This window comes from Buchnera aphidicola (Mollitrichosiphum nigrofasciatum) (genome assembly GCF_039388045.1).
GTDB lineage: Bacteria > Pseudomonadota > Gammaproteobacteria > Enterobacterales > Enterobacteriaceae > Buchnera_K > Buchnera_K aphidicola_B.
In genome coordinates, this window is sequence record NZ_CP135015.1 from 234,186 (window position 1) to 254,444 (window position 20,259).

Below are 20,259 nucleotides of genomic sequence, written 5' to 3' on the forward strand. Positions count from 1 at the left end.
ATAATTTTATGGAGCATGTAATGGATTTTTTTTTAAACCCGTCAATTTGGATTGGTTTATTTACATTAATTATACTTGAAATTATTTTAGGAGTAGATAATTTAATTTTTCTTGCTATTTTAGTAGAAAAATTACCCCGATCACAAAGAAACCGAGCACGTACTATTGGTTTAAGTTTAGCATTATTTACAAGACTTATTTTATTATCCATTATATCATGGGTAGTAACATTTACAACTCCTATAATTAGCAACAGTTTTTTTTGTTTGTCTATTAGAGATATAATTCTATTATTAGGAGGTTTTTTTTTATTATTTAAAGCAATTATTGAACTACATGAACGATTAGAACATAATGAAGATGATAATAAAAAACACAAAAATAATGCTAGTTTTTGGGCAGTTATTATACAAATAATTATATTAGATGCTGTATTTTCAATGGATTCTATAATAACCGCTGTAGGCATGGTTAATTGTTTATCAATAATGATCATTGCAGTAATTATTTCTATGATTATTATGTTAATAACATCAAAAAAATTAACAAATTTTATTTTGTTACATAAAACAGTAGTTGTATTATGTTTGAGTTTTTTATTAATGATTGGTTTAAATTTAATTGCAGAAGCTTTAGGAGCAAAAATTCCTAAAGGTTATTTGTATACATCAATTAGTTTTTCTATTTTAATCGAATTATTTAATCAAATCGCAAAAAGAAACTCTGTTATATATCAATCTAGTTTACCACTAAGACAAAGAGCAGCAGCAGCAATCTTAAGATTTATGAAAGAAGAAACAAAATTTAAAAAAACAAATGAAAATTTGGAAAATAACAACTTAAACAGTAAATTACTTATTTCTAAAGATTCATTTCAAGCAGAAGAAAAATATATGATTCATGGAGTATTAACTTTAGCAATACGTTCAATACGTAGTATTATGACACCAAGGAATGAAATCTCTTGGATAAATATTAATCAACCTCATAAAAAAATAAGAAATCAACTATTAGATACTCCGCATAGTTTATTTCCTGTCTGTAAACAAGAATTAGATGAAATTATAGGAGTGGTACGAGCAAAGGAATTTTTATTTGCATTGGATAATAAAAATGATATATTAGATTTTGCATCTAAAAATCAACCTATAATCATACCAGATACTTTAGATCCTATAAACGTATTAAATGTTTTAAAGTGTTCTAAAGGTAATTTAATAATAGTTAATAATGAATTTGGTGTTATACAAGGTTTAATAACCCCTGTAGATATTTTAGAAGCAATTGCAGGAGAATTCCCAGATGCGGATGAAACCCCAGATATAATAAATGAAAAAAAAAATTGTTGGTTAGTTAAAGGAAGTACTGATATATATTATCTAAAACAAACATTAAACATAACTAATTTTAACAAAGACACCAATCATGCTTCATTAGCAGGTTTTTTAATTTCACAACAAGGGAGATTACCGTACTCTGGAGAAATTATTAAATTATCATCATTACATTTTCATATTTTAGAATCTACAAAATATAGAATTAATCTAGTAAGAATAAAATATTATCCAAGTGAAGATATTTAATAAAATTATATGTATTAACTATAATTAGGATAAATAATGATATTATCTATTGATAATTCAACAAAAAAATGCTCCATTACATTATTTAAAAATGATTGTTACTATACAATATCTATAATACATAAAAAAATAAAAAATTCAAAAATATTAATTTTAATTAAAAATATTTTATATTATAAAAAAAAAAACATTAAAAATTTAAAATATATAATATTTTCTAAGGGACCTGGATCTTTTATAGGAATTAGAATATCTTTTAGTATAATAAAAACTTTTTATTTAATATATAAAATACCTTATATTGGAATTTCTAAAATAAAATCGTTATTAGAAAAAGTATGGAGAACTAAAAAAAAAAAAAAAATAATTTTTTTAATATCTGCAACATATAAAAAATTTTATTTTATTCAATATGTTAAAAAAAAAAAATGGATGAAAAAAGAAAAAAAAACATACGATAATGAAAAAATACATAAAGTATGCAAATACATAAAAAAAAAATGGTATATATTAAATTATATTAACAACAATATTTTTTGCACAAGATGTAAAAACAAAAAAAAATATATATATCCTGATACTAAAGATCTTGTATCTATATTTTTATTAAATAAATTTTAAAAATAAAATATACAATACAAATTATACAAAATATTAAATAACTTATAAATAAATTTAAAAATTTTAAAATACTATAATATTTAAATTATTTTCATTATAATAAAATTTATATATTTAAATAAAAATAAATTATGAAAAAAAAAAATTTAAATAATTCTAGTAAAGTAATAATAAAATATCAATATTTTTTTAAAAAAAAAACTATTATTTATGGAAATATACAGAATATATTACCTTTTTTTTTAAAAAAAAAAAAATTTATTATTTTTATTAAAAAATACGATTTTTTAAAATATGTGCCATTTTTTAAAAAAAAATACATAATATATTTTGGAATACAAAAAATTATATTTAAATTTTCAAATTGTATTATTTTTTTTTGGTCTAAAAATAAAAAAGAATCCTTAGTTGAAATCAAGAAACTAATAAAATTATTACCTATAAAATGCATTATTTATATTATCGGTGATAAGAATTCTGGTATTAAAAGTGTAAAAAAAGAATTAAATTCTTTTATACAATTTCAAAAATTTATAAATATTAGACACTGTATATTTATACAAGGATTTATTAAAAACAATAAACATACGGAAAATATTCAAATAATTAAAAATAACAAAAATAATTTTTTTTTTTTACCAGGTGTCTTTAGTTACAATGAAATTGATCAAGGTAGTTTATTTTTATTATCCACTTTTAAAAAAAAAATAAAAGGAAATATTTTAGATTTAGGTTGTGGTATAGGAATTTTAGGAATTTATTTATTAAAAAAATATAATAGAATAAATATAACATTTTCCGATATATGTTTAAATTCTTTAATAGTTACTAAAAAAAATATTTTAAGTAAAAAAATAAATAATAAAAAATATAAAATAATATATAGTAATATATTTTCAAATATAAATAAAAAATATGATATTATTGTATGCAATCCACCAATACATAATGATTTAAAAATTAATCTATATACTTTTAAAAAAATATTATATAATTTTAAATATTTTATCAAAAAAAATGGTTTTTTAAGAATAGTTGTAAATAATGTTATTTCAAAAAATATTATTAGAAAAATAAATAAAAACTTTTTTATTTATAAAAAAAACAAAAAATTTTGTATTTACCAATTTTATTTAAAAAATAATACCCAGAGCGGGACTTGAACCCGCAAAGCTATACAGCCGAGGGATTTTAAATCCCTTGTGTTTACCAATTTCACCATCCGGGCAGAAATGTAAAAAATAATAAAAAGGCGCATCCCGGAATTGAACCGGGTTAAACGGATTTGCAGTCCGCTGCATAACCATTCTGCCAACGCGCCAATATTATTAATTATACCTATTTTAAATTAAAAAAGTCAAATATATTATTATTTATTTGAATAAAAAATATAAAAAAATATAAAAAAAAAAAAAAAACTTTACAATTTTAAAATAAAAGTTTATTATTTAAAAGCGTTTAAAGAGGAGTGGCCGAGTGGTTTAAGGCAATGGTCTTGAAAACCATCGATGAGAAATTATCCGGGAGTTCGAATCTCTCCTCCTCTATTTAAAATAAAACTAATTTTTTTTAAAAAATAAAATCATGTAATCTATATCCACACAAAAAAATAGTAAATAAATAACAAAAACCCGAAGAAAAACATATTAAACTTAAATATAAAACTTTTAAATAAGTGCTACTAACTTCCCAATTAGGATTAATGTGTAATAATTGAATAATAACAACAGACATAGTTATAACAGATATAAATATACTAAACAATAATTTGAAAAAATTATAATTTAATGAAAAATTATATTTTTTATGTAAACTATAATATAATAATATTACACTAATCCAAGAACCTAAACTCAAAGAAATTGCAAAAGTACAATGTTTAAAAATATTAATACTAAAAACATTTAATAATTGTGTAATAATAACAGAAAGTAAAGATATTTTCATAGGAGTTATTGTATCATGACGCGAATAAAAAGCTAAAGACAAAATCTTAACTAATATAAATGCCACTAAACCAAAACTATAAATAAATAATATTTGACTTGTCATTAAACTATCATATTCAGTAAAATTTCCATATTGAAATAAAACTTTTACTATTGGTTCAGATAATATAGCTAATATAACAGCACTTGGAATAGATAAAAGACATGTTAGTTTTATACCCCAATCTAGTAAACCAAAATATTTACTTTTATTTTTGTTTTTAACATAACTATCTGATAATAAAGGTAATAATACAGTAGTTAATGAAACTGCTAAAATAGCTACTGGAAATTCCATTAAACGATCTGCATAATATATCCATGAAAGTGATTTAGATACTAATAAAGAGGCAAAAATATTATTTATAACAAGTGAAATTTGAATTGTAGCAACTCCAAAAATAGCTGTTAAAAACTTTTTATATACACGTAACAAACCATTATTTTTAAAATCAATTCTAGGAAGAGCTAGTAAATTATTTTGATATAATAAAAAAAATTGATATAACAATTGAAATACACCACTAAATACAACAGAAAAAGCCAAAATATATATAGGATTGTTAAAATAAGGTAATATATACCAAATAAAAATAATCATATTTAAATTAAATATTACAGGTAATAATGTTGGTAAAATAATAATATTCCAAATATTTAAAATTGCTGTGTAAAAAGTTACTATAGATATTAGAAAAACATAAGGAAACATTATTTGCAACAAATTTTTAGTTAAATTAAATTGATTAAGATCATGTATAAAACCTGGTGAAATTAATTTAATTAAATAAGATGAAAATAAAACACCAAAACCTACTATAAATGTCATTATAAAAATCAAAATACCAAAAATTGAAGATATAAAATAATTCATAATTTTTATATCACCAAGTTTTTTATATTCACTTAATATTGGTATAAATGCTTGAGAAAAAGCACCTTCAGAGAATATTCTTCTTAGTAAATTAGGAATTTTTAATGCAACAAAAAATGCATCTGTTTCTGCAGATGCACCAAAAATAAATGCAATTAAAAAATCTCTAATAAAACCTAATATGCGACATAATATAGTTATACCTCCAATTGATACTATAGATTTTAATAGGTACATATATTTACCTTACATAAAATTTAAAAAATTAAAATATTTAATACTTATAATATATAATATTTAATTTAATTAAAATAATTTTTTTTAAAAATTTAAAAAAATATGTATTTAAATACACAATAGTTATTTAAAAAAACAAATAATATAATAAAAGGTTCAACTTTAAATGAACAAATCATATTTTTTGAAAATAAAATATTTATTTTTAATTTTTTTAATATTTTTTATATTTAATTACATAGAATTAAATAATTTTACAATTTTAATAAAAAATAATATAAATAAAAATATTTCTTACATACAAAATAATGTTTATTTCACAGATAAAGAAAAAAAAAATAAAAATACATCATTATTTGAGAAAAAAAAATATAATATTGGAGATATAATTACAATATTTATTAAAGAAAAACATATAATAAGTAATAATGATACTAAAGATGATGATAACACACATAAAAAAAAGATAAATTTTACTACACAAATCCCAAAATATTTTACTAATCATACTAATATAGATGAATTAAATATAATTAATTATGATATATTAAATACTAAACAAGATATTAAAAAAAAAAATTTTTTAGAAAAAGAATATTTTTCATCAATCATACCAGCTACAATTAAAAGTATTTTAAAAAATGATTATTTATTTATAGAAGGTAAAAAGACAAAAAACATAAATGGTAAAATAACAGAAATTTCTATTTCTGGAATAGTTGATCCTTTATGTATAGATGAAAATAATTCTATATTATCAAATAAAGTATATAACCTTAATGTTCAGTATAATACTACATATACGACTAATATATTTAATACAATAAGCATACTGAAAAATATAATAAATTATATTTTAGATATATTATATTAAAATATAAATTAAAAATAAAATATGAGGAAAAAATGTTTAAAAATTTATTTTTAAAATTTATTTTACTTATATATTTCAATACAATCATACCATCAGCAAATGCTGATATTATAAAAAATATTACAAATGTAGATAATATTCAAGAAACACATCTAATTGGTTATGGTTTAATAGTAGGTTTGCATGAAACAGGAGATTATAATAATCAAACAAATTTTTCTTTAAAATCATTAAATAATATGTTAAATAAATTAAATATAAACACAATTAATGATAAAAATATCCAGATAAAAAATATAGCATCTGTTATGGTTGTAGCAAAATTACCACAATTTTACCATATTGGAGATAAAATAGATGTTACAGTAGCATCAATAGGTAATTCTACAAACATTAATCAAGGTATACTATTAATGACTACTTTAAAAGATATAAATAATAATATATACGCTATTGCACAAGGTAAAATATCTAAAAATCATATTGATCAAAATATTAAAAATGATATTGAAGAAAATAATGGATATATTTATCAAGGAGGTATAATAACAAATAAAATAACAAACGATTTTGAAAAAAAAAATATAATAAATTTAAAGTTGAATGAACCAAACTATACATTATGCCAAAAAGTTAGTGATGTAATAAACTTACATTATCCTAATACTGCTTTCACAATAAATGCTGGAACTATAGAATTACATACTTCTAATAATAATGCTTTAAAAGTAAAATTAATAGCAAATATAGAAAATCTTGATATACCTGTAGATAATGAAATAGCAAAAATAACAATTAATGCAAAAACTGGTTTAATTGTTATAAAAGGAAATATAAAAATTGATAAATGCTTTATTATAAATAAAAATATATTTTTAAATATTAATAAAGAAAATAATATATATTTTCATAATAGAAAATTAAAAAAAGATGAAAACAATTTATTTAAAAATACACATTACAATAAGAATGTAGAATATTTTATAAATAAATTATACAAATCAGGTCTTGAAATATCTGAAATAATATCTATTTTACAAACTGTGCAAAAATCCGGATGTTTGCATGCTAAATTAGAAATTATTTAATTAAAAAATGTAAATTAAAATAAATAAAAATATTTTAAAAATAAATATTAAAATCATATATTATAATTACGAAAATTATAATTATAATTAAAAATAAAATTAAATTTTAAAAAAATAAAATATAATATAAATTTATATTATTTTAAAAAAAAATTTTATTTATAATTATCATTATAAGTTTATTTATATAATATATATAAATAATTAAAAATATTTATTAAATAATATATAGTATTTTAATACTTAATTTTATTAATAAAATATATAAATTTAATTATAAATAAAATTAATATGAAAAATAAATTCGTACAATATATACACATAAATAAAGAATCACATAATCAAAGAATAGATAATTTTTTATTTAAAAATTTCAAAAAAATACCTAAAGATTTAATATATAAAAAAATAAGAACTGGACAATTTAGAATCAATAAAAAAAGAAAAAAACCAGAATATAAACTTCAAAAAAACGATATAATTAGAATTCCACCATATATAATACATACAATTCCAAAAAAAATTAAAAAAATAAATATAAATTGGAATAAAAAAATAATTTACGAAGATCCATATATATTAATTATAAATAAACCTCAAGGAATAGCAGTACATGGAGGTAGTGGAAATAATTACGGAATAATTGAAATTTTTAGAAAAATATATCCAAAAACAACATTTTTAGAATTAGTGCATAGAATTGATAAAGATACTTCTGGTATATTAATATTAGCAAAAAAAAAAAAAATTTTACGTATTCTACACCAACAATTTAGAGAAAACAAAATTAAAAAAAAATACTTAACTTTAGTGCATGGAAATTGGAATCCTATTATAAAAAAAATTTCTAACAAATTATTAAAAATAAAAAAACATAAAAAAAAAAAAACGATCTTACATAACAAAGGAAAAATAGCAACTACATATTTTACAATTAAACAAAATTTTAAATTAGCTACTTTATTATCTGTTATACCAATTACAGGTAGGACGCATCAAATTAGAGCACATTTATCATATTCCGGAAATCCAATAATATTTGATCATAAATATGGAAATCCTAAATTAGATAAAAATATAAAAATTACAAAAAAAAAAAAAATACTTTTACATGCTGAAAGTATTTTTTTTAAACATCCAGTAAGTAAAAAAAAAAAATTAATTTTAGCTCCATTAAATATGAATTTTAAAAAATATTTAAATATTTTATAAAAAATATAAAAGGAAAGTAATTATGGCTGTACAAAAAAATAAACCCACTAGATCAAAAAGAGGTATGCGTAGATCACATGATAATATTAAAATACAAAATTTATCACAAGATAAAAAAACCAAAGAAATTCATATAAGACACCATATTACAAAAACAGGTTTTTACAAAGGTTTACAACAAATAAATAAAAAGAAAAAAATAGAAAATAAAAAGGTTAAATAATGTCATATGCAATAATATTTACAGGTCAAGGAATTATTAACATACAACATTTTAAAAAAATTATTTTAAATGAAAAACAGGTAAAATACTTTTTTGATCGCACTTCGGAAAAAATAAGTTTTAATATATGGTCCTGCATTCAAAACAATATACATAAAATATTTTATTATAAAAAATATATTCAACCTATAATATTTACTTTTTCTGTAGCTATATATAAAATTTGGATGAAATATAAACCACTACCTAAATTAGCAGCAGGGAGTAGTTTAGGAGAATATTCTGCATTATATTGTGCAAATGCAATAAAATATTCTGATGCAATTAAATTATTATTAATTAGATCTAAATATATGCAAGATTGTATCAAAGAGAAATACTCATCTATGATATTAATTAGAGGTTTGAATACAAATATTATAAAAAAAATATGCAAATTTGTAAAAAAAAAAAATATAGTTTCAATTGCAAACTTTAATACTCCTAAAAATATAATTTTAACAGGAAATCAACAAGGAATTATCCAAACTATTAATTATTGTAAAAAATACGATGTTAAATTAATATTAAATTTACCAATATACACACCATCACATTGTATATTATTAAAAAAAGCTTCAAAAAAAATAAATTTTTCATTCAAAAAAATAAAAATAAAAAAACCAAAATTTAATATAATTCACAATTATAATGTTAAATCTCAAAAAAAAAAAAAAATAAAAAAAACATTAATAAAACAATTATATAAACCTGTACGTTGGGAAGAAACAATAAATTATATTACTTCTAAAAACATTAAAAAAATAATAGAAATAGGTTCTTTAGGATTAAAAAAATATTTAAATAAAACTAAAAAATATCCCAAAATATTAACTTTAAAAAATTTATATAATAAAATACATATTATAAAATGAGAAAAAAAAACATATTAATAACAGGAGCAAATCGTGGAATTGGTCAAAAAACAGCAAAATTACTATTAAATAATAATTATAATATTATAGGAACATCTACAACACAATCAGGTGTAAATATAATAAATGAATACTTAAAAATAAGAGGAAAAGGTTTTAAATTAAATCTTAAAAAAAAATCTGATATTAAAAATACAATAAAAAAAATACATAAAGAAATAGGTTGTATTGATATTTTAATAAATAATGCTGGAATAACAGCAGATTCTTTATTTCAAAAAATGCATTTTAAAAATTGGGAAAACGTAATAAAAATAAATCTTCACGCAATATTTTATTTATTAAAATACATCACTCCATGTATGATTAAAAATAAATATGGGAGAATAATAACTATAGCTTCAATAATAGGAAATATAGGCAATATAGGGCAAGTTAATTATTCTGCCTCAAAATCAGCTTTAATTGGATTTAATAAATCTATTGCATTAGAAATGGCAAAATATGGAATTAATAGTAATATAGTCTCTCCTGGTTATATTAAAACAGATATGACTAAAAAAATAAATAAAAAACAAAAAAAAAAAATATTATCTAACATACCTATGCGACGTTTTGGAAAAAAAAAAGAAATCGCTTCGGTAATAAAATTTTTAATATCAGATTCTGCTGCATATATTACTGGACAAAATTTACACATTAATGGAGGTTTATTAATGAAATAAATCAATATTTTAATTGAAAAAAATCTAAATTTATATAATATAATAAGTTTAAAATAAAATTTTAAATTAAATAAATAACATGAAAAATATTAAAAAAAAAATAAAAAAAATATTCATTAATGTATTAAATATTAAAAATGAAATTCATGATACTGATGATTTTAAAAAATTAGAAATAGATTCTTTGGATATGATTGAAATAATCATGGATATAGAAAATAAATTTGATATTGAAATAAAAGATGAAACAATAGAAAAACTAAATAATATTAAAGATTTAATAAATTATGTTAAAAAAAATATCAAAAAATAAATAATTTATTCACAAATTTTCACAATATTTTTATAAAATTTTTAAAAAATTGGTTTAAAATATGAAAGTAGGTAAATTTATAGTATTAGAAGGAATTGATGGTTCAGGAAAAACAAATGCTATTCAATTCATAAAAAATTTATTAGAAAAACAAGATATACCAAAAATTATAACTGTTCGTGAACCTGGTAGTACTTTATTAAGTGAAAAAATAAGAAAAATAATAAAATATAATTTTTATGAAGAAAAAATAAGCACAAGAACTGAGTTATTATTAATGTGTGCAGCTAGAGTACAAGTAGTAGAAAATATAATTAAACCTGCATTAAAAAATGGAAATTGGGTTTTAGGAGATCGGCATGTATTATCTACATTAGCTTACCAAGGAGGAAAAAATGGCAAAAATCAAGATTTAATTAAAAAAATACACAAAAAAATTTTTAAAAATTTTTATCCAAATTTAACTATATATTTAGATGTAAATCCTAAACTAAGTATGAAACGTATAATAAATAGAAAAAATAAAGATCGTATAGAAAAAAAAAAAAAAAAATTTTTTTTACAAACCCACGAAAACTATTTAAGAGAGACAAAAAATATTAAAAATATAATTACAATAAATGCTAATTTTGAAATTAATATTGTACATAAATTAATTAAAGAAAAATTATTATTTTGGGTTAAAAAAAATAATATATGATTATATATCCATGGTTTAATAAATATTTTAAAACAATAATTGACAAATATAATAAAAAAAAAATGCATCATGCAATATTACTACAAACACAAACAGGTTTGGGAGTAAATAATTTAGTTAAAAATATTATAAAATTTATTATTTTAAAAAAAAAAAAAAAAATAAAATATACAGATTTAATATTAAACAATCCTGATATATTATATTTTGATAAAAAAAAAAAAAAAATAAATATAAATACAGTACGTAAAATAAAAGAAAAAATTTACAAGACAAACCACAAATTAAAAAATAAAATTATTTGGTTACCACAATCTAAAAATATTACTGAACAAGCTATCAATGCTTTATTAAAAATATTAGAAGAACCTCCTAAAAACACTCTTTTTTTTATGACTAATAATGAACAAAACTTATTATTACCCACATTACGCAGTAGATTTATTATATATAATATATTAAACCCAACAAGAGAAGAAAGTTTAAAATGGTTAAATAAAACAAACAACCAAAAAAAAAAAAATATACTTGCATTAACAATAAATTACGATGCGCCAATACTTGCACAAAAATTTATTAAAAAAAATATATATATTACAAGAAACGAATTTTTAAAAAATTTTAAAAAAAGTATAGAAAAAGAAAATTTTATAAATTTATTATCTATTTTAAAAAAAAAAACAATAACAAAAATAAATTGGATATATTGTATTTTTTTTGATTGCATGAAATATAAATTGAAAATTAATATAAATTTAATTAATTTTGATCAATTACAATTAATAAAAAAAATAAATATGAAATATACATTTAATAATTTAAAAAATAGTATACAAATAATAATAAATTTAAAGAAATATTTAAAAACTATACCAACAATAAATCAAGAATTAATATTAACTAACACATTATTAAAATTAAATGAAATTTTATGAACATATAAATTAGTACAATATTTAAAAAAATTTATTTTTTAAAAATTTTAAACTACCAATTTGTATTTATATAAAAATCAAAAATCAATATTATTTACTATTCTTGGGAATGGTATAATATCACGCACATTACGTATTCCCGTTATATAAGATATTAATCTTTCAATACCCAAACCAAATCCTGCATGAGGCACAGATCCATACTTTCTTAAATCACGATACCACCAATAATCTTTTTTATTTAAATTACATTCAAAAATTCTTTTATCTAATTTTTTTATTCTATCTTCACGTTCTGAACCTCCTAATATTTCACCAATTCCAGGAAATAAAATATCCATAGAAGCTACAGTATCATTATCATCATTTATTTTCATATAAAATGCTTTTAATTTTTTAGGAAAATTTATAATTATAACAGGTTTATGAAAATATTCATCCACTAAATATCTTTCTTGTTCAGAAGAAATATTTACATTTTCCATATTTATATTAAAATCTATTTTTTTATTATAAAATAATATATTTAGTGCCTCTTGATAGGTTATAACTTGAAATTTTGTTAATAAAAAATTTTTTAATCTTTCAAATATATTTTTGTCAACATTATTTTTTAGAAACTCTAATTCTAATGCACAACTATTTAATATAACAGAAATTATATGTTTAATTATTTTTTCAGAAAAAAATATTAAATCATTTAAATTATAAAAAGCGCATTCTATTTCCAACATCCAAAATTCTGATAAGTGACGAGTGGTATTAGAATTTTCTGCACGAAAAACAGGACCTAAAGAATAAACTTTTTTATAAGCACATGCATAAGCTTCTAAAGTTAATTGTCCAGAAACAGTTAAAAATGCTTTTTTCCCAAAAAAATTTTTATTTGAAAATTTTTTTTTATTTAATTTACCAATAAAACATTTTTTATCTATTGTAGAAACATTAAACATATCTCCTGAACCTTCAGTATTTAAACAAGTAATTATCGGAGTAGGTATCCAAAAAAAACCAGATTTAAATAAAAAATTGTTTATTGTTTGAAATAAAACATTTCTAATTCTTGAAACTGCAGTGATAATATTTGTTCTAGGGCGTAAATGTGCATGAATTCTTAAATATTCTAAAGTATGTTTTTTAGGTGATATTGGATATTTTTCCGGATTTTTAATAGGTCCAATAACATTCACTTTATGAGCAAAAATTTCAAAAAATTGTTCTTTACCTAAAGATTTAATTAAAACACCATGAATAGAAATTGAACAACCAACATTTAATATTAATATATCATTTTGATAATTTTTTAAAGTATTTTTAACAATAATTTGTATAGAATGAAAACATGAACCATCATATATTTGAATAAATGATATACCAATTTTTGAATGTCTACAACTACGAATCCAACCTTCTATATTTATAAAACTATTAAAACTCACTTTGTTTAAAAAAATATCTGATATACTACTTTTTAACATATTATCATTCCAAAATTATTCAAAACATTTTAAAAAATTAGTAATAATATAATTTTCTATATTTAAAAAAAATAAAATTATAATAAAACTAATAATATAAATAAATATAAAATACATTAATTAAATTTTGTTAATATAAATATATTTAAATTTAATTAATATTCTTGTCTTTTATTTTACGACACTCAGAAGAACAATAACCTTTAAAAATATCCAAACAAATATTACATTGAATAAATAACTTATGGCAAAAATTATTTTTACAATTTATATATCTATCACATAAATTGTAACATTTCCAACAATAAGATTGTAAATTTTTTGTAATATTTTCAGATAATCTATTATCAAATACAAAATTACTACCTTTAAAAAAAATAGGTAAATTATTTTTTTTTGTATCATAAATATATTTAATAATACCTCCTTTAATTTGATAAACATACCTATAACCATGATAACGCATCCATAAAGATGCTTTTTCACATCTTATACCTCCAGTGCAATAAATTAGAATCTGATCATTTTTAGCATACTGAAACATATATATAATTTTCTGCAATTGTTCACGAAATGTATAAGCTGGAACTGTAAATGCTTTATTAAAATGCCCAATAGCATATTCATAACTATTACGTAAATCAATAATAAGAACATTTTTTTGCGTTATAAATTTATTAACAACATCAGCTTTTAAATAAAATTTTGATAAATAATTATTAAAATAAAAATTTTTTAAACCATCAGATAAAATTTTTTTTTTAACTTTAATTATTAAAACCCAAAAAGAATATTCATTATTTATAGATTTATTAATAAATATAATATTATTATTTTTAAATAAACTATGTAAAATTTTTTTCATTTTATTAAAATTATATATAGGAACGCTAATTTGTGCATTAACACCTTCGAAAGAAACATAAATTCTTCCATATATATTTAATTTATAAAATTGTATATACATCCAATTTCGAAATTCTTTTGGGGATTGAATTAAAAAATATTTATAAAAAGAAACATTGAATCTTTCACCAAGTGATTTTTTAAATAATTTACTTGAAATACAATTATGTAATTTATTCATAATATATTTTACCTTTAATAAAATTTATTTACATTAAATTTGCAAATAATTTTCAATTGTTGTAATAATTTACTTAATTCCTGTTCAAATTCAATTAATTGCTTTTTTTGTTTTTTAATTACTATAATAGGAGCAAAACGCATAAAACTAGAATTAATTAATTTTTTTTTAATATACATAATTTTTAAAATCATTTTCTTAATACTCATTTTTAATCTAATAATTTCTTTTTTTATAGTCATTACTCCTAAAACAGGTATAAATAATTGTACTTGATCAATTGATTGAACTATAGAAAATGGTACTAAATCATCAGTTTTTAAAATTGTAATACTTTTAATATAAGCTATTTTTTTTAAAAAAAAATTATATTTAGAAAAAAACAAAAAAATTTCAGGATTTTCTATTTTTAAAAATATAGGTATCAAGAAATTTTTTTTGAAATTAATATATAAGCGCATTTTTCTTAAACAAATAATTATTTTTTTTAAAAAACTTATATTTTTTAAATTTTTTTTTTGTGAATTTAACGATTCTGTAATTTTAATGGTTTTAGGAATAGATTCTAACATTATTGTTTTTCTTTTAATAAACATTAATTTTTTGATTTTTTGCCAAATATATTCTGTTATAAAAGGAATAATAGGATGCGCTAAACGTAAAAAAGATTCTAATATAAATAACATAGTATTACGCACATTATATTTTTTTAATTTATCATTTATAATAATAGATTTAGATAATTCTAAATACCAATCACAAAAATTATTACGAAAAAATTTATTTAAAATTTGCGCTAATAAATCAAAACGATATTGTTTTAAATATTTTTTATATTTTTTAACTAATATATTAAATTTTATACTTATCCATAAATCTAAAATTGAATTTTTTAAACTTAATTGATCAAATTTATAATATTTTTTACTAGTTTGCATAAGAATAAAAATACTAGCATTCCATAATTTTGTACAAAAATTTCTACAACTTTCTACAACATTAATATTCCAATGAATATAACGATTATTTGAAGACAATTTTGCAAAAGATAGTCGTAATGCATCAGCACCCATAGGAGATATACCATTAGGAAATATTTTTTTAGTATTTAAAAAAATTTTTTCAATTTTATTTTTATTAGTAATATTTTTCACTCTTTTTTTTATTAAATCATTGAAAGTAATTCCATCAATTAAATCTAAAGGATCAACAACATTACCTTTTGATTTCGACATTTTATTACCTTCATCATCACCAATTAAACCAGTAATATATATTTTTTTGAAAGGAATATTAGAAATATAATTATCATCTTTAATAATATATAAAGTCATCATAATCATTTTAGAAATCCAAAAAAAAATTATATCAAAACCACTAACTAAAATATTTGTAGGGTGAAACATATTAAAAATTTTGGTATTTTCTAACCAACCTAAAGATACAAAAGTCCATAAACTAGATGAAAACCAAGTATCTAAAACATCATTTTCTTTTTTTAAAATTATTTTATTTGGAATATTATATTTTTTACGAATTATTTTTTCATTCGATCCGACATAAACATTAAATATACTATCATACCATATAGGTATACGATGACCCCACCATAATTGTCTTGAAATACACCAATCATTAATATTTTTCATCCAAGAAAAAAACATTTTTTCATAATTTTTTGGTATAAATGATATATTTCCATTTTTAACAACTTGAATTGCTTTTTTGGATAATAAACCTACATTTAAATACCATTGATTAGTAAGCATTGGTTCAATAATTGAATTACTTCTATCACCATAAGGTAAATGAATAATATGTTTACTTGAACTATGAAATAAATTTATTTTTTTAATTTTTTTAATAATTTTTTTTCTGGCTATTAAACGATCATAACCATGTAATTCTTTAGGTATGTAAGAACTATAACAAGTAGTTATAATTCCATTAAAATCATATATTTTAGCTTTGTTTCGAACAGTTCCATTATTTTTCATAAAATTAATCATAGGTAATTTATGACGCAAACCTACTTTATAATCATTTAAATCATGAGCAGGGGTTATTTTAACACAACCCGTTCCTTTATCAATATTAGCTAATTTATCTATAATTATAGGAATTACCCTATTAACTAACGGTACAACCACATATTCACCAATAAACTTTTTGTATCTGACATCTTTTGGATTTACTGCTATTGCAACATCGCCTAATAAAGTTTCTGGTCGTGTTGTACCAATAATAATATATTTACAAAAATTTTGTGTTTTATTAATATAAGACAATAAAGGATATTTAATGTAAAATATTTTACCTGATATATCTTTATATTTAACTTCTAAATCAGAGATCACTGTTTGTAACTTAATGTCCCAATTTGATATTTTTTTTCTTTTATAAATTAAATTATCTTTATATAAATTATTAAAAATTTTCTTAACAGATTTAGAAAAATTTTTATCCAAAGTAAATATTTTATTTTCCCAAAAAACAGAATCACCTAAACGGCGCATTTGATTATAAATTTTTTTTTCAGATTTTTTTTTCCATTTCCAAATAGTATGAATAAATTTTTTAACACCATATTCAAAAATATTTTTTTTTTTTTTTTTTAAAATGTTTTTTTCAACGATCATTTGTGTAGCAATACCAGCATGATCAAGTCCAACTTGCCATAATGTATTTTTACCCTGCATACGATTATAACGTACTAAAATATCCATAATAGTATGTTGAAACGCATGACCCATATGTAAATTACCTGTAATATTCGGTGGTGGCATAACTATACAAAAATTTTTTTTATATTTTCTTTTACTAGGTTTAAAAAAACCATTTTTATTCCAAAAATTATATAATTCCTTTTCTATATTTTTAGGAATATATGCTTTATCCATAATTACACCTATCTTTAAATACAATTAATTTAAAAAATCACATCAAATTTAAAATTTAATACAATCACGTTTAATGAAATTTAAATATTTTATATAAATTAAAAAAATATTTTGCGATAAAAATATTTATAATAAAAATATATATAAAAAATATTAATTTCTTATAAATAAAAAATTTTATATACGAAAAGATTCAAAAATACAAAACCAATAAATTTATACAAATAAAAATTTTTTAAAAAACATATTTGTATATTAAATTATATAAAAAATATAAATTTTAAAAAATTTATAAAATAAAAGTATTATATTCATATTTAATATAAGATTATAATTTTTATAATGTAACATATTAATTAAAATTTAAAGATATAATTTATAATCTAAATATATATTTAAAATAATTGTGATATTATACAAATTTTAATAAATAAAATACAAAAATATCTAAAAAATATTTTAAAACACTTAAATGGCAGAGGGAAATCTCTACCATATGTAATTATAATAATTTAAAAGTAAAAATAATATTTATAGTATAAAATAAAAAAATATAAAATACATCTTATTAAAATACACATTTAAATTTAAAAATTATATTGTAAACTTGTAAATATTAAAATTTTTGTTATATAATTTTAATTATGTGATTAATTGTTAGAATATTTTTTTTCATGATTTAATTTATATTTTTTTATTATATTATTTTTATAATTTTTATTTAAATTTATTTTTTTTAAATTAATTAACTTATTAAAAATACGAGTATAAACAAGTTTTCTTTTTAACATATTAACACAATCTTTTGGTAATTCAATAGTAGAATATGAAGAAAAAATTTTAACATTTCCAATTCTTCTACTATTTATCCCACTTTCATTAGCTATAGCTCCAATAATATGTTTAACTTCCACGCAATCGTTTCTACCTAAGGAAATTTTAAAAATCTGCATATTTGAAAAATTTCTACGATTATATTTAGAACGTGTTGTAATTTTTGAATCTTTATAAGAGATATAACGAGATTTATTTTTAAAACCCTTAAAATTAGAATCAGATTTTTCAATAATTAACGATCGTTCACCTTGTGCCATTTTTAATAAAACAGCAGATAAAATATCTGCATCCAATGTATGAACAAATTGTAATTTTTTAAATAATATACTATACTTCTTTAAATCTATACTTTTTAATTGTTCTTGTACTTTAATAGAAAATTTTTTTAAACGGCATAAACTAAGCAATTTTAAATTTGGCAATCTTACCTCAATCATTTTTGATTTGATTGTTTTTTCAATATTTCTTAATAATCTAAATTCTCTATTTTCTAAAAATAACAAAGCTTTTCCTGCTCTACCTGCACGTCCTGTGCGACCAATTCGATGTACATAAGACTCAACATCCATGGGAATGTCATAATTAATAACTAAACTAATTCTATCTACATCTAATCCACGTGCTGCAACATCAGTTGCAATTAAAATATCTAAATAACCATTTCTTAATTTTTCTAAAGTTTTTTCTCTTAAAATTTGATTCATATCACCATTTAAAGCTGCGCTATTATATCCATTACGTTCTAAAAATTCAGAAACTTCTATAGTTGCACTTTTAGTACGTACAAAAATAATAACTGCAGAAAATTGCTCTACTTCTAAAAATTGCACCAAAGCATCTTTTTTATTTTTAGAAACTAACCAATAACTTTGTTTAATATCAGGACAAGTAGTTAAATTAGATTTAATATATATCTCTTTAGGATTTTTCATAAACCTACGTGAAATTTTTTTAATAATATCAGGCATTGTTGCAGAGAATAAAGCTGTTTGATGTTTATCAGGAATTTTTTGCATTATAGTTTGAACATCTTCAATAAAACCCATACGTAACATTTCATCAGCTTCATCTAATACTAAACATTTTAACTTAGATAAATTTAAAGTATTTCTATTTAAATGATCTAATAATCGACCTGGTGTTCCAACAACTATTTGTGGGCCTTTTTTTAAAGCATATAATTGCAAATCATATCTTTGGCCACCATATAAAGCCAAAACATTTACACCTTGTATATATTTTAAAAAATTAAATACAGCTTCTGATACTTGGATTGCTAATTCACGAGTAGGAGTTAAAATTAATATTTGTGGACATTTTAATGAAATATTAATATTATGAAGCAAAGGTAATGCAAAAGCAGCAGTTTTTCCACTACCTGTTTGTGCCATACCTAAGACATCATGACCTTTTAAAAGTAATGGTATACAACGTTCTTGTATGGGAGATGGTTTATTATAATGCATATCAAGCAATGCTTTTATAAGATTACTATTTAAACCAAAAACAGTAAATTGAGATTTTGTTAAATTCATTGTACAATTCATTCCTTTTATAAGTTATATTTTATAAATACAACTTATTCTAAAATAATGTATATTTATTTCTAAAGCTAATTAAATAAAATTTAATAATATAATTTGAAATTAATTAATATATTTTTATATTTG

General features: G+C 19.3%; 17 protein-coding genes and 3 tRNA genes. 13 read left to right on the top strand and 7 right to left on the bottom strand.

All coding sequences use genetic code 11. The annotated features are described in order from the left end of the window. Positions 1-20 precede the first annotated feature (20 nt). The 3 genes from RJT30_RS01080 to RJT30_RS01090 all read left to right on the top strand — a co-directional run bounded on the left by RJT30_RS01080 (position 21) and on the right by RJT30_RS01090 (position 3,367). Positions 21-1,583, top strand: coding sequence for a TerC family protein (locus tag RJT30_RS01080; protein ID WP_343190152.1), 1,563 nt, complete (start codon positions 21-23; stop codon positions 1,581-1,583). A gap of 36 nt (positions 1,584-1,619) precedes the next feature. After that, complete coding sequence (tsaB, locus tag RJT30_RS01085) at positions 1,620-2,204, top strand: tRNA (adenosine(37)-N6)-threonylcarbamoyltransferase complex dimerization subunit type 1 TsaB (RefSeq protein WP_343190153.1); 585 nt, start codon at positions 1,620-1,622, stop codon at positions 2,202-2,204. Positions 2,205-2,335: 131 nt separating this feature from the next. After that, positions 2,336-3,367, top strand: a complete 1,032-nt coding sequence (locus RJT30_RS01090; RefSeq protein ID WP_343190154.1) for a methyltransferase — start codon at positions 2,336-2,338, stop codon at positions 3,365-3,367. Here the strand turns inward: RJT30_RS01090 and RJT30_RS01095 are convergent. Together RJT30_RS01095 and RJT30_RS01100 are read right to left on the bottom strand one after the other, a co-directional pair. After that, positions 3,349-3,432, bottom strand: a tRNA-Leu gene (locus tag RJT30_RS01095). The genes RJT30_RS01090 and RJT30_RS01095 overlap by 19 nt on opposite strands. Positions 3,433-3,454: 22 nt before the next feature. Beyond that, positions 3,455-3,525, bottom strand: a tRNA-Cys gene (locus RJT30_RS01100). A gap of 141 nt (positions 3,526-3,666) precedes the next feature. Here RJT30_RS01100 and RJT30_RS01105 point away from each other — a divergent pair. Next, a tRNA-Ser gene (locus tag RJT30_RS01105) sits at positions 3,667-3,751 on the top strand. 22 nt (positions 3,752-3,773) lie between these two features. Here the strand turns inward: RJT30_RS01105 and murJ are convergent. Continuing rightward, a complete protein-coding gene (gene murJ, locus RJT30_RS01110) occupies positions 3,774-5,303 on the bottom strand; it encodes a murein biosynthesis integral membrane protein MurJ (RefSeq protein WP_343190155.1) in 1,530 nt (509 codons plus the stop codon). Positions 5,304-5,469: 166 nt separating this feature from the next. Between murJ and RJT30_RS01115 the strand changes: the two genes are divergently transcribed. From RJT30_RS01115 to RJT30_RS01155, 9 genes are all read left to right on the top strand, one after another. Next, on the top strand, positions 5,470-6,177 hold the full coding sequence (locus tag RJT30_RS01115) for a flagellar basal body L-ring protein FlgH (protein WP_343190156.1): 708 nt from the start codon (positions 5,470-5,472) through the stop codon (positions 6,175-6,177). A gap of 32 nt (positions 6,178-6,209) precedes the next feature. Continuing rightward, entirely contained in the window at positions 6,210-7,265 is a 1,056-nt protein-coding gene (locus tag RJT30_RS01120; protein WP_343190157.1) for a flagellar basal body P-ring protein FlgI, read from the top strand. A gap of 291 nt (positions 7,266-7,556) precedes the next feature. Further along, the gene (locus RJT30_RS01125; protein ID WP_343190158.1) at positions 7,557-8,477 is read left to right on the top strand and encodes an RluA family pseudouridine synthase; all 921 of its coding nucleotides are present in this window, start codon (positions 7,557-7,559) and stop codon (positions 8,475-8,477) included. A gap of 22 nt (positions 8,478-8,499) precedes the next feature. Then, positions 8,500-8,700 (top strand): 50S ribosomal protein L32, encoded by a 201-nt coding sequence (rpmF, locus tag RJT30_RS01130; RefSeq protein WP_343190159.1) that lies wholly within the window; start codon positions 8,500-8,502, stop codon positions 8,698-8,700. Then, positions 8,700-9,614 (top strand): ACP S-malonyltransferase, encoded by a 915-nt coding sequence (locus RJT30_RS01135; protein WP_343190160.1) that lies wholly within the window; start codon positions 8,700-8,702, stop codon positions 9,612-9,614. The genes rpmF and RJT30_RS01135 overlap by 1 nt, the downstream gene beginning before the upstream one ends. Next, on the top strand, positions 9,611-10,339 hold the full coding sequence (gene fabG, locus RJT30_RS01140; protein WP_343190161.1) for a 3-oxoacyl-ACP reductase FabG: 729 nt from the start codon (positions 9,611-9,613) through the stop codon (positions 10,337-10,339). Before RJT30_RS01135 ends, fabG begins: the two co-directional genes overlap by 4 nt. A gap of 79 nt (positions 10,340-10,418) precedes the next feature. After that, a complete protein-coding gene (locus RJT30_RS01145) occupies positions 10,419-10,652 on the top strand; it encodes an acyl carrier protein (protein ID WP_343190162.1) in 234 nt (77 codons plus the stop codon). Positions 10,653-10,713: 61 nt separating this feature from the next. Continuing rightward, on the top strand, positions 10,714-11,352 hold the full coding sequence (gene tmk / locus RJT30_RS01150; protein WP_343190163.1) for a dTMP kinase: 639 nt from the start codon (positions 10,714-10,716) through the stop codon (positions 11,350-11,352). Continuing rightward, positions 11,349-12,287 (top strand): DNA polymerase III subunit delta' C-terminal domain-containing protein, encoded by a 939-nt coding sequence (locus RJT30_RS01155; RefSeq protein ID WP_343190164.1) that lies wholly within the window; start codon positions 11,349-11,351, stop codon positions 12,285-12,287. The genes tmk and RJT30_RS01155 overlap by 4 nt, the downstream gene beginning before the upstream one ends. Positions 12,288-12,364: 77 nt before the next feature. Here RJT30_RS01155 and asnS read toward each other — a convergent pair whose 3' ends face one another. The 4 genes from asnS to RJT30_RS01175 form a co-directional block, all read right to left on the bottom strand. Next, positions 12,365-13,765 (bottom strand): asparagine--tRNA ligase, encoded by a 1,401-nt coding sequence (gene asnS, locus RJT30_RS01160; protein WP_343190165.1) that lies wholly within the window; start codon positions 13,763-13,765, stop codon positions 12,365-12,367. A 151-nt stretch (positions 13,766-13,916) separates the two neighbouring features. Beyond that, positions 13,917-14,852 carry a rhodanese-related sulfurtransferase gene (locus RJT30_RS01165; RefSeq protein ID WP_343190166.1) on the bottom strand — a complete coding sequence of 312 codons (936 nt, stop codon included), beginning with the start codon at positions 14,850-14,852 and terminating at the stop codon, positions 13,917-13,919. 14 nt (positions 14,853-14,866) lie between these two features. Continuing rightward, positions 14,867-17,752 carry a valine--tRNA ligase gene (locus RJT30_RS01170; RefSeq protein ID WP_343190167.1) on the bottom strand — a complete coding sequence of 962 codons (2,886 nt, stop codon included), beginning with the start codon at positions 17,750-17,752 and terminating at the stop codon, positions 14,867-14,869. Between the two features lie 650 nt (positions 17,753-18,402). Continuing rightward, a complete protein-coding gene (locus RJT30_RS01175; protein WP_343190168.1) occupies positions 18,403-20,124 on the bottom strand; it encodes a DEAD/DEAH box helicase in 1,722 nt (573 codons plus the stop codon). Between the last annotated feature and the right edge of the window lie 135 nt (positions 20,125-20,259).

What these genes read in the sequence shown, in the direction of transcription:
- RJT30_RS01170 (WP_343190167.1), bottom strand. Translation starts at nt 17,752, where the DNA reads ATGGATAAAGCATATATTCCTAAAAATATAGAAAAGGAATTATATAAT.
- fabG (WP_343190161.1), top strand. Translation starts at nt 9,611, where the DNA reads ATGAGAAAAAAAAACATATTAATAACAGGAGCAAATCGTGGAATTGGT.
- RJT30_RS01145 (WP_343190162.1), top strand. Translation starts at nt 10,419, where the DNA reads ATGAAAAATATTAAAAAAAAAATAAAAAAAATATTCATTAATGTATTA.
- rpmF (WP_343190159.1), top strand. Translation starts at nt 8,500, where the DNA reads ATGGCTGTACAAAAAAATAAACCCACTAGATCAAAAAGAGGTATGCGT.
- RJT30_RS01135 (WP_343190160.1), top strand. Translation starts at nt 8,700, where the DNA reads ATGTCATATGCAATAATATTTACAGGTCAAGGAATTATTAACATACAA.
- RJT30_RS01155 (WP_343190164.1), top strand. Translation starts at nt 11,349, where the DNA reads ATGATTATATATCCATGGTTTAATAAATATTTTAAAACAATAATTGAC.
- RJT30_RS01165 (WP_343190166.1), bottom strand. Translation starts at nt 14,852, where the DNA reads ATGAATAAATTACATAATTGTATTTCAAGTAAATTATTTAAAAAATCA.
- RJT30_RS01125 (WP_343190158.1), top strand. Translation starts at nt 7,557, where the DNA reads ATGAAAAATAAATTCGTACAATATATACACATAAATAAAGAATCACAT.
- RJT30_RS01120 (WP_343190157.1), top strand. Translation starts at nt 6,210, where the DNA reads ATGTTTAAAAATTTATTTTTAAAATTTATTTTACTTATATATTTCAAT.
- RJT30_RS01090 (WP_343190154.1), top strand. Translation starts at nt 2,336, where the DNA reads ATGAAAAAAAAAAATTTAAATAATTCTAGTAAAGTAATAATAAAATAT.
- RJT30_RS01080 (WP_343190152.1), top strand. Translation starts at nt 21, where the DNA reads ATGGATTTTTTTTTAAACCCGTCAATTTGGATTGGTTTATTTACATTA.
- tmk (WP_343190163.1), top strand. Translation starts at nt 10,714, where the DNA reads ATGAAAGTAGGTAAATTTATAGTATTAGAAGGAATTGATGGTTCAGGA.
- RJT30_RS01115 (WP_343190156.1), top strand. Translation starts at nt 5,470, where the DNA reads ATGAACAAATCATATTTTTTGAAAATAAAATATTTATTTTTAATTTTT.
- murJ (WP_343190155.1), bottom strand. Translation starts at nt 5,303, where the DNA reads ATGTACCTATTAAAATCTATAGTATCAATTGGAGGTATAACTATATTA.
- RJT30_RS01175 (WP_343190168.1), bottom strand. Translation starts at nt 20,124, where the DNA reads ATGAATTTAACAAAATCTCAATTTACTGTTTTTGGTTTAAATAGTAAT.
- asnS (WP_343190165.1), bottom strand. Translation starts at nt 13,765, where the DNA reads ATGTTAAAAAGTAGTATATCAGATATTTTTTTAAACAAAGTGAGTTTT.
- tsaB (WP_343190153.1), top strand. Translation starts at nt 1,620, where the DNA reads ATGATATTATCTATTGATAATTCAACAAAAAAATGCTCCATTACATTA.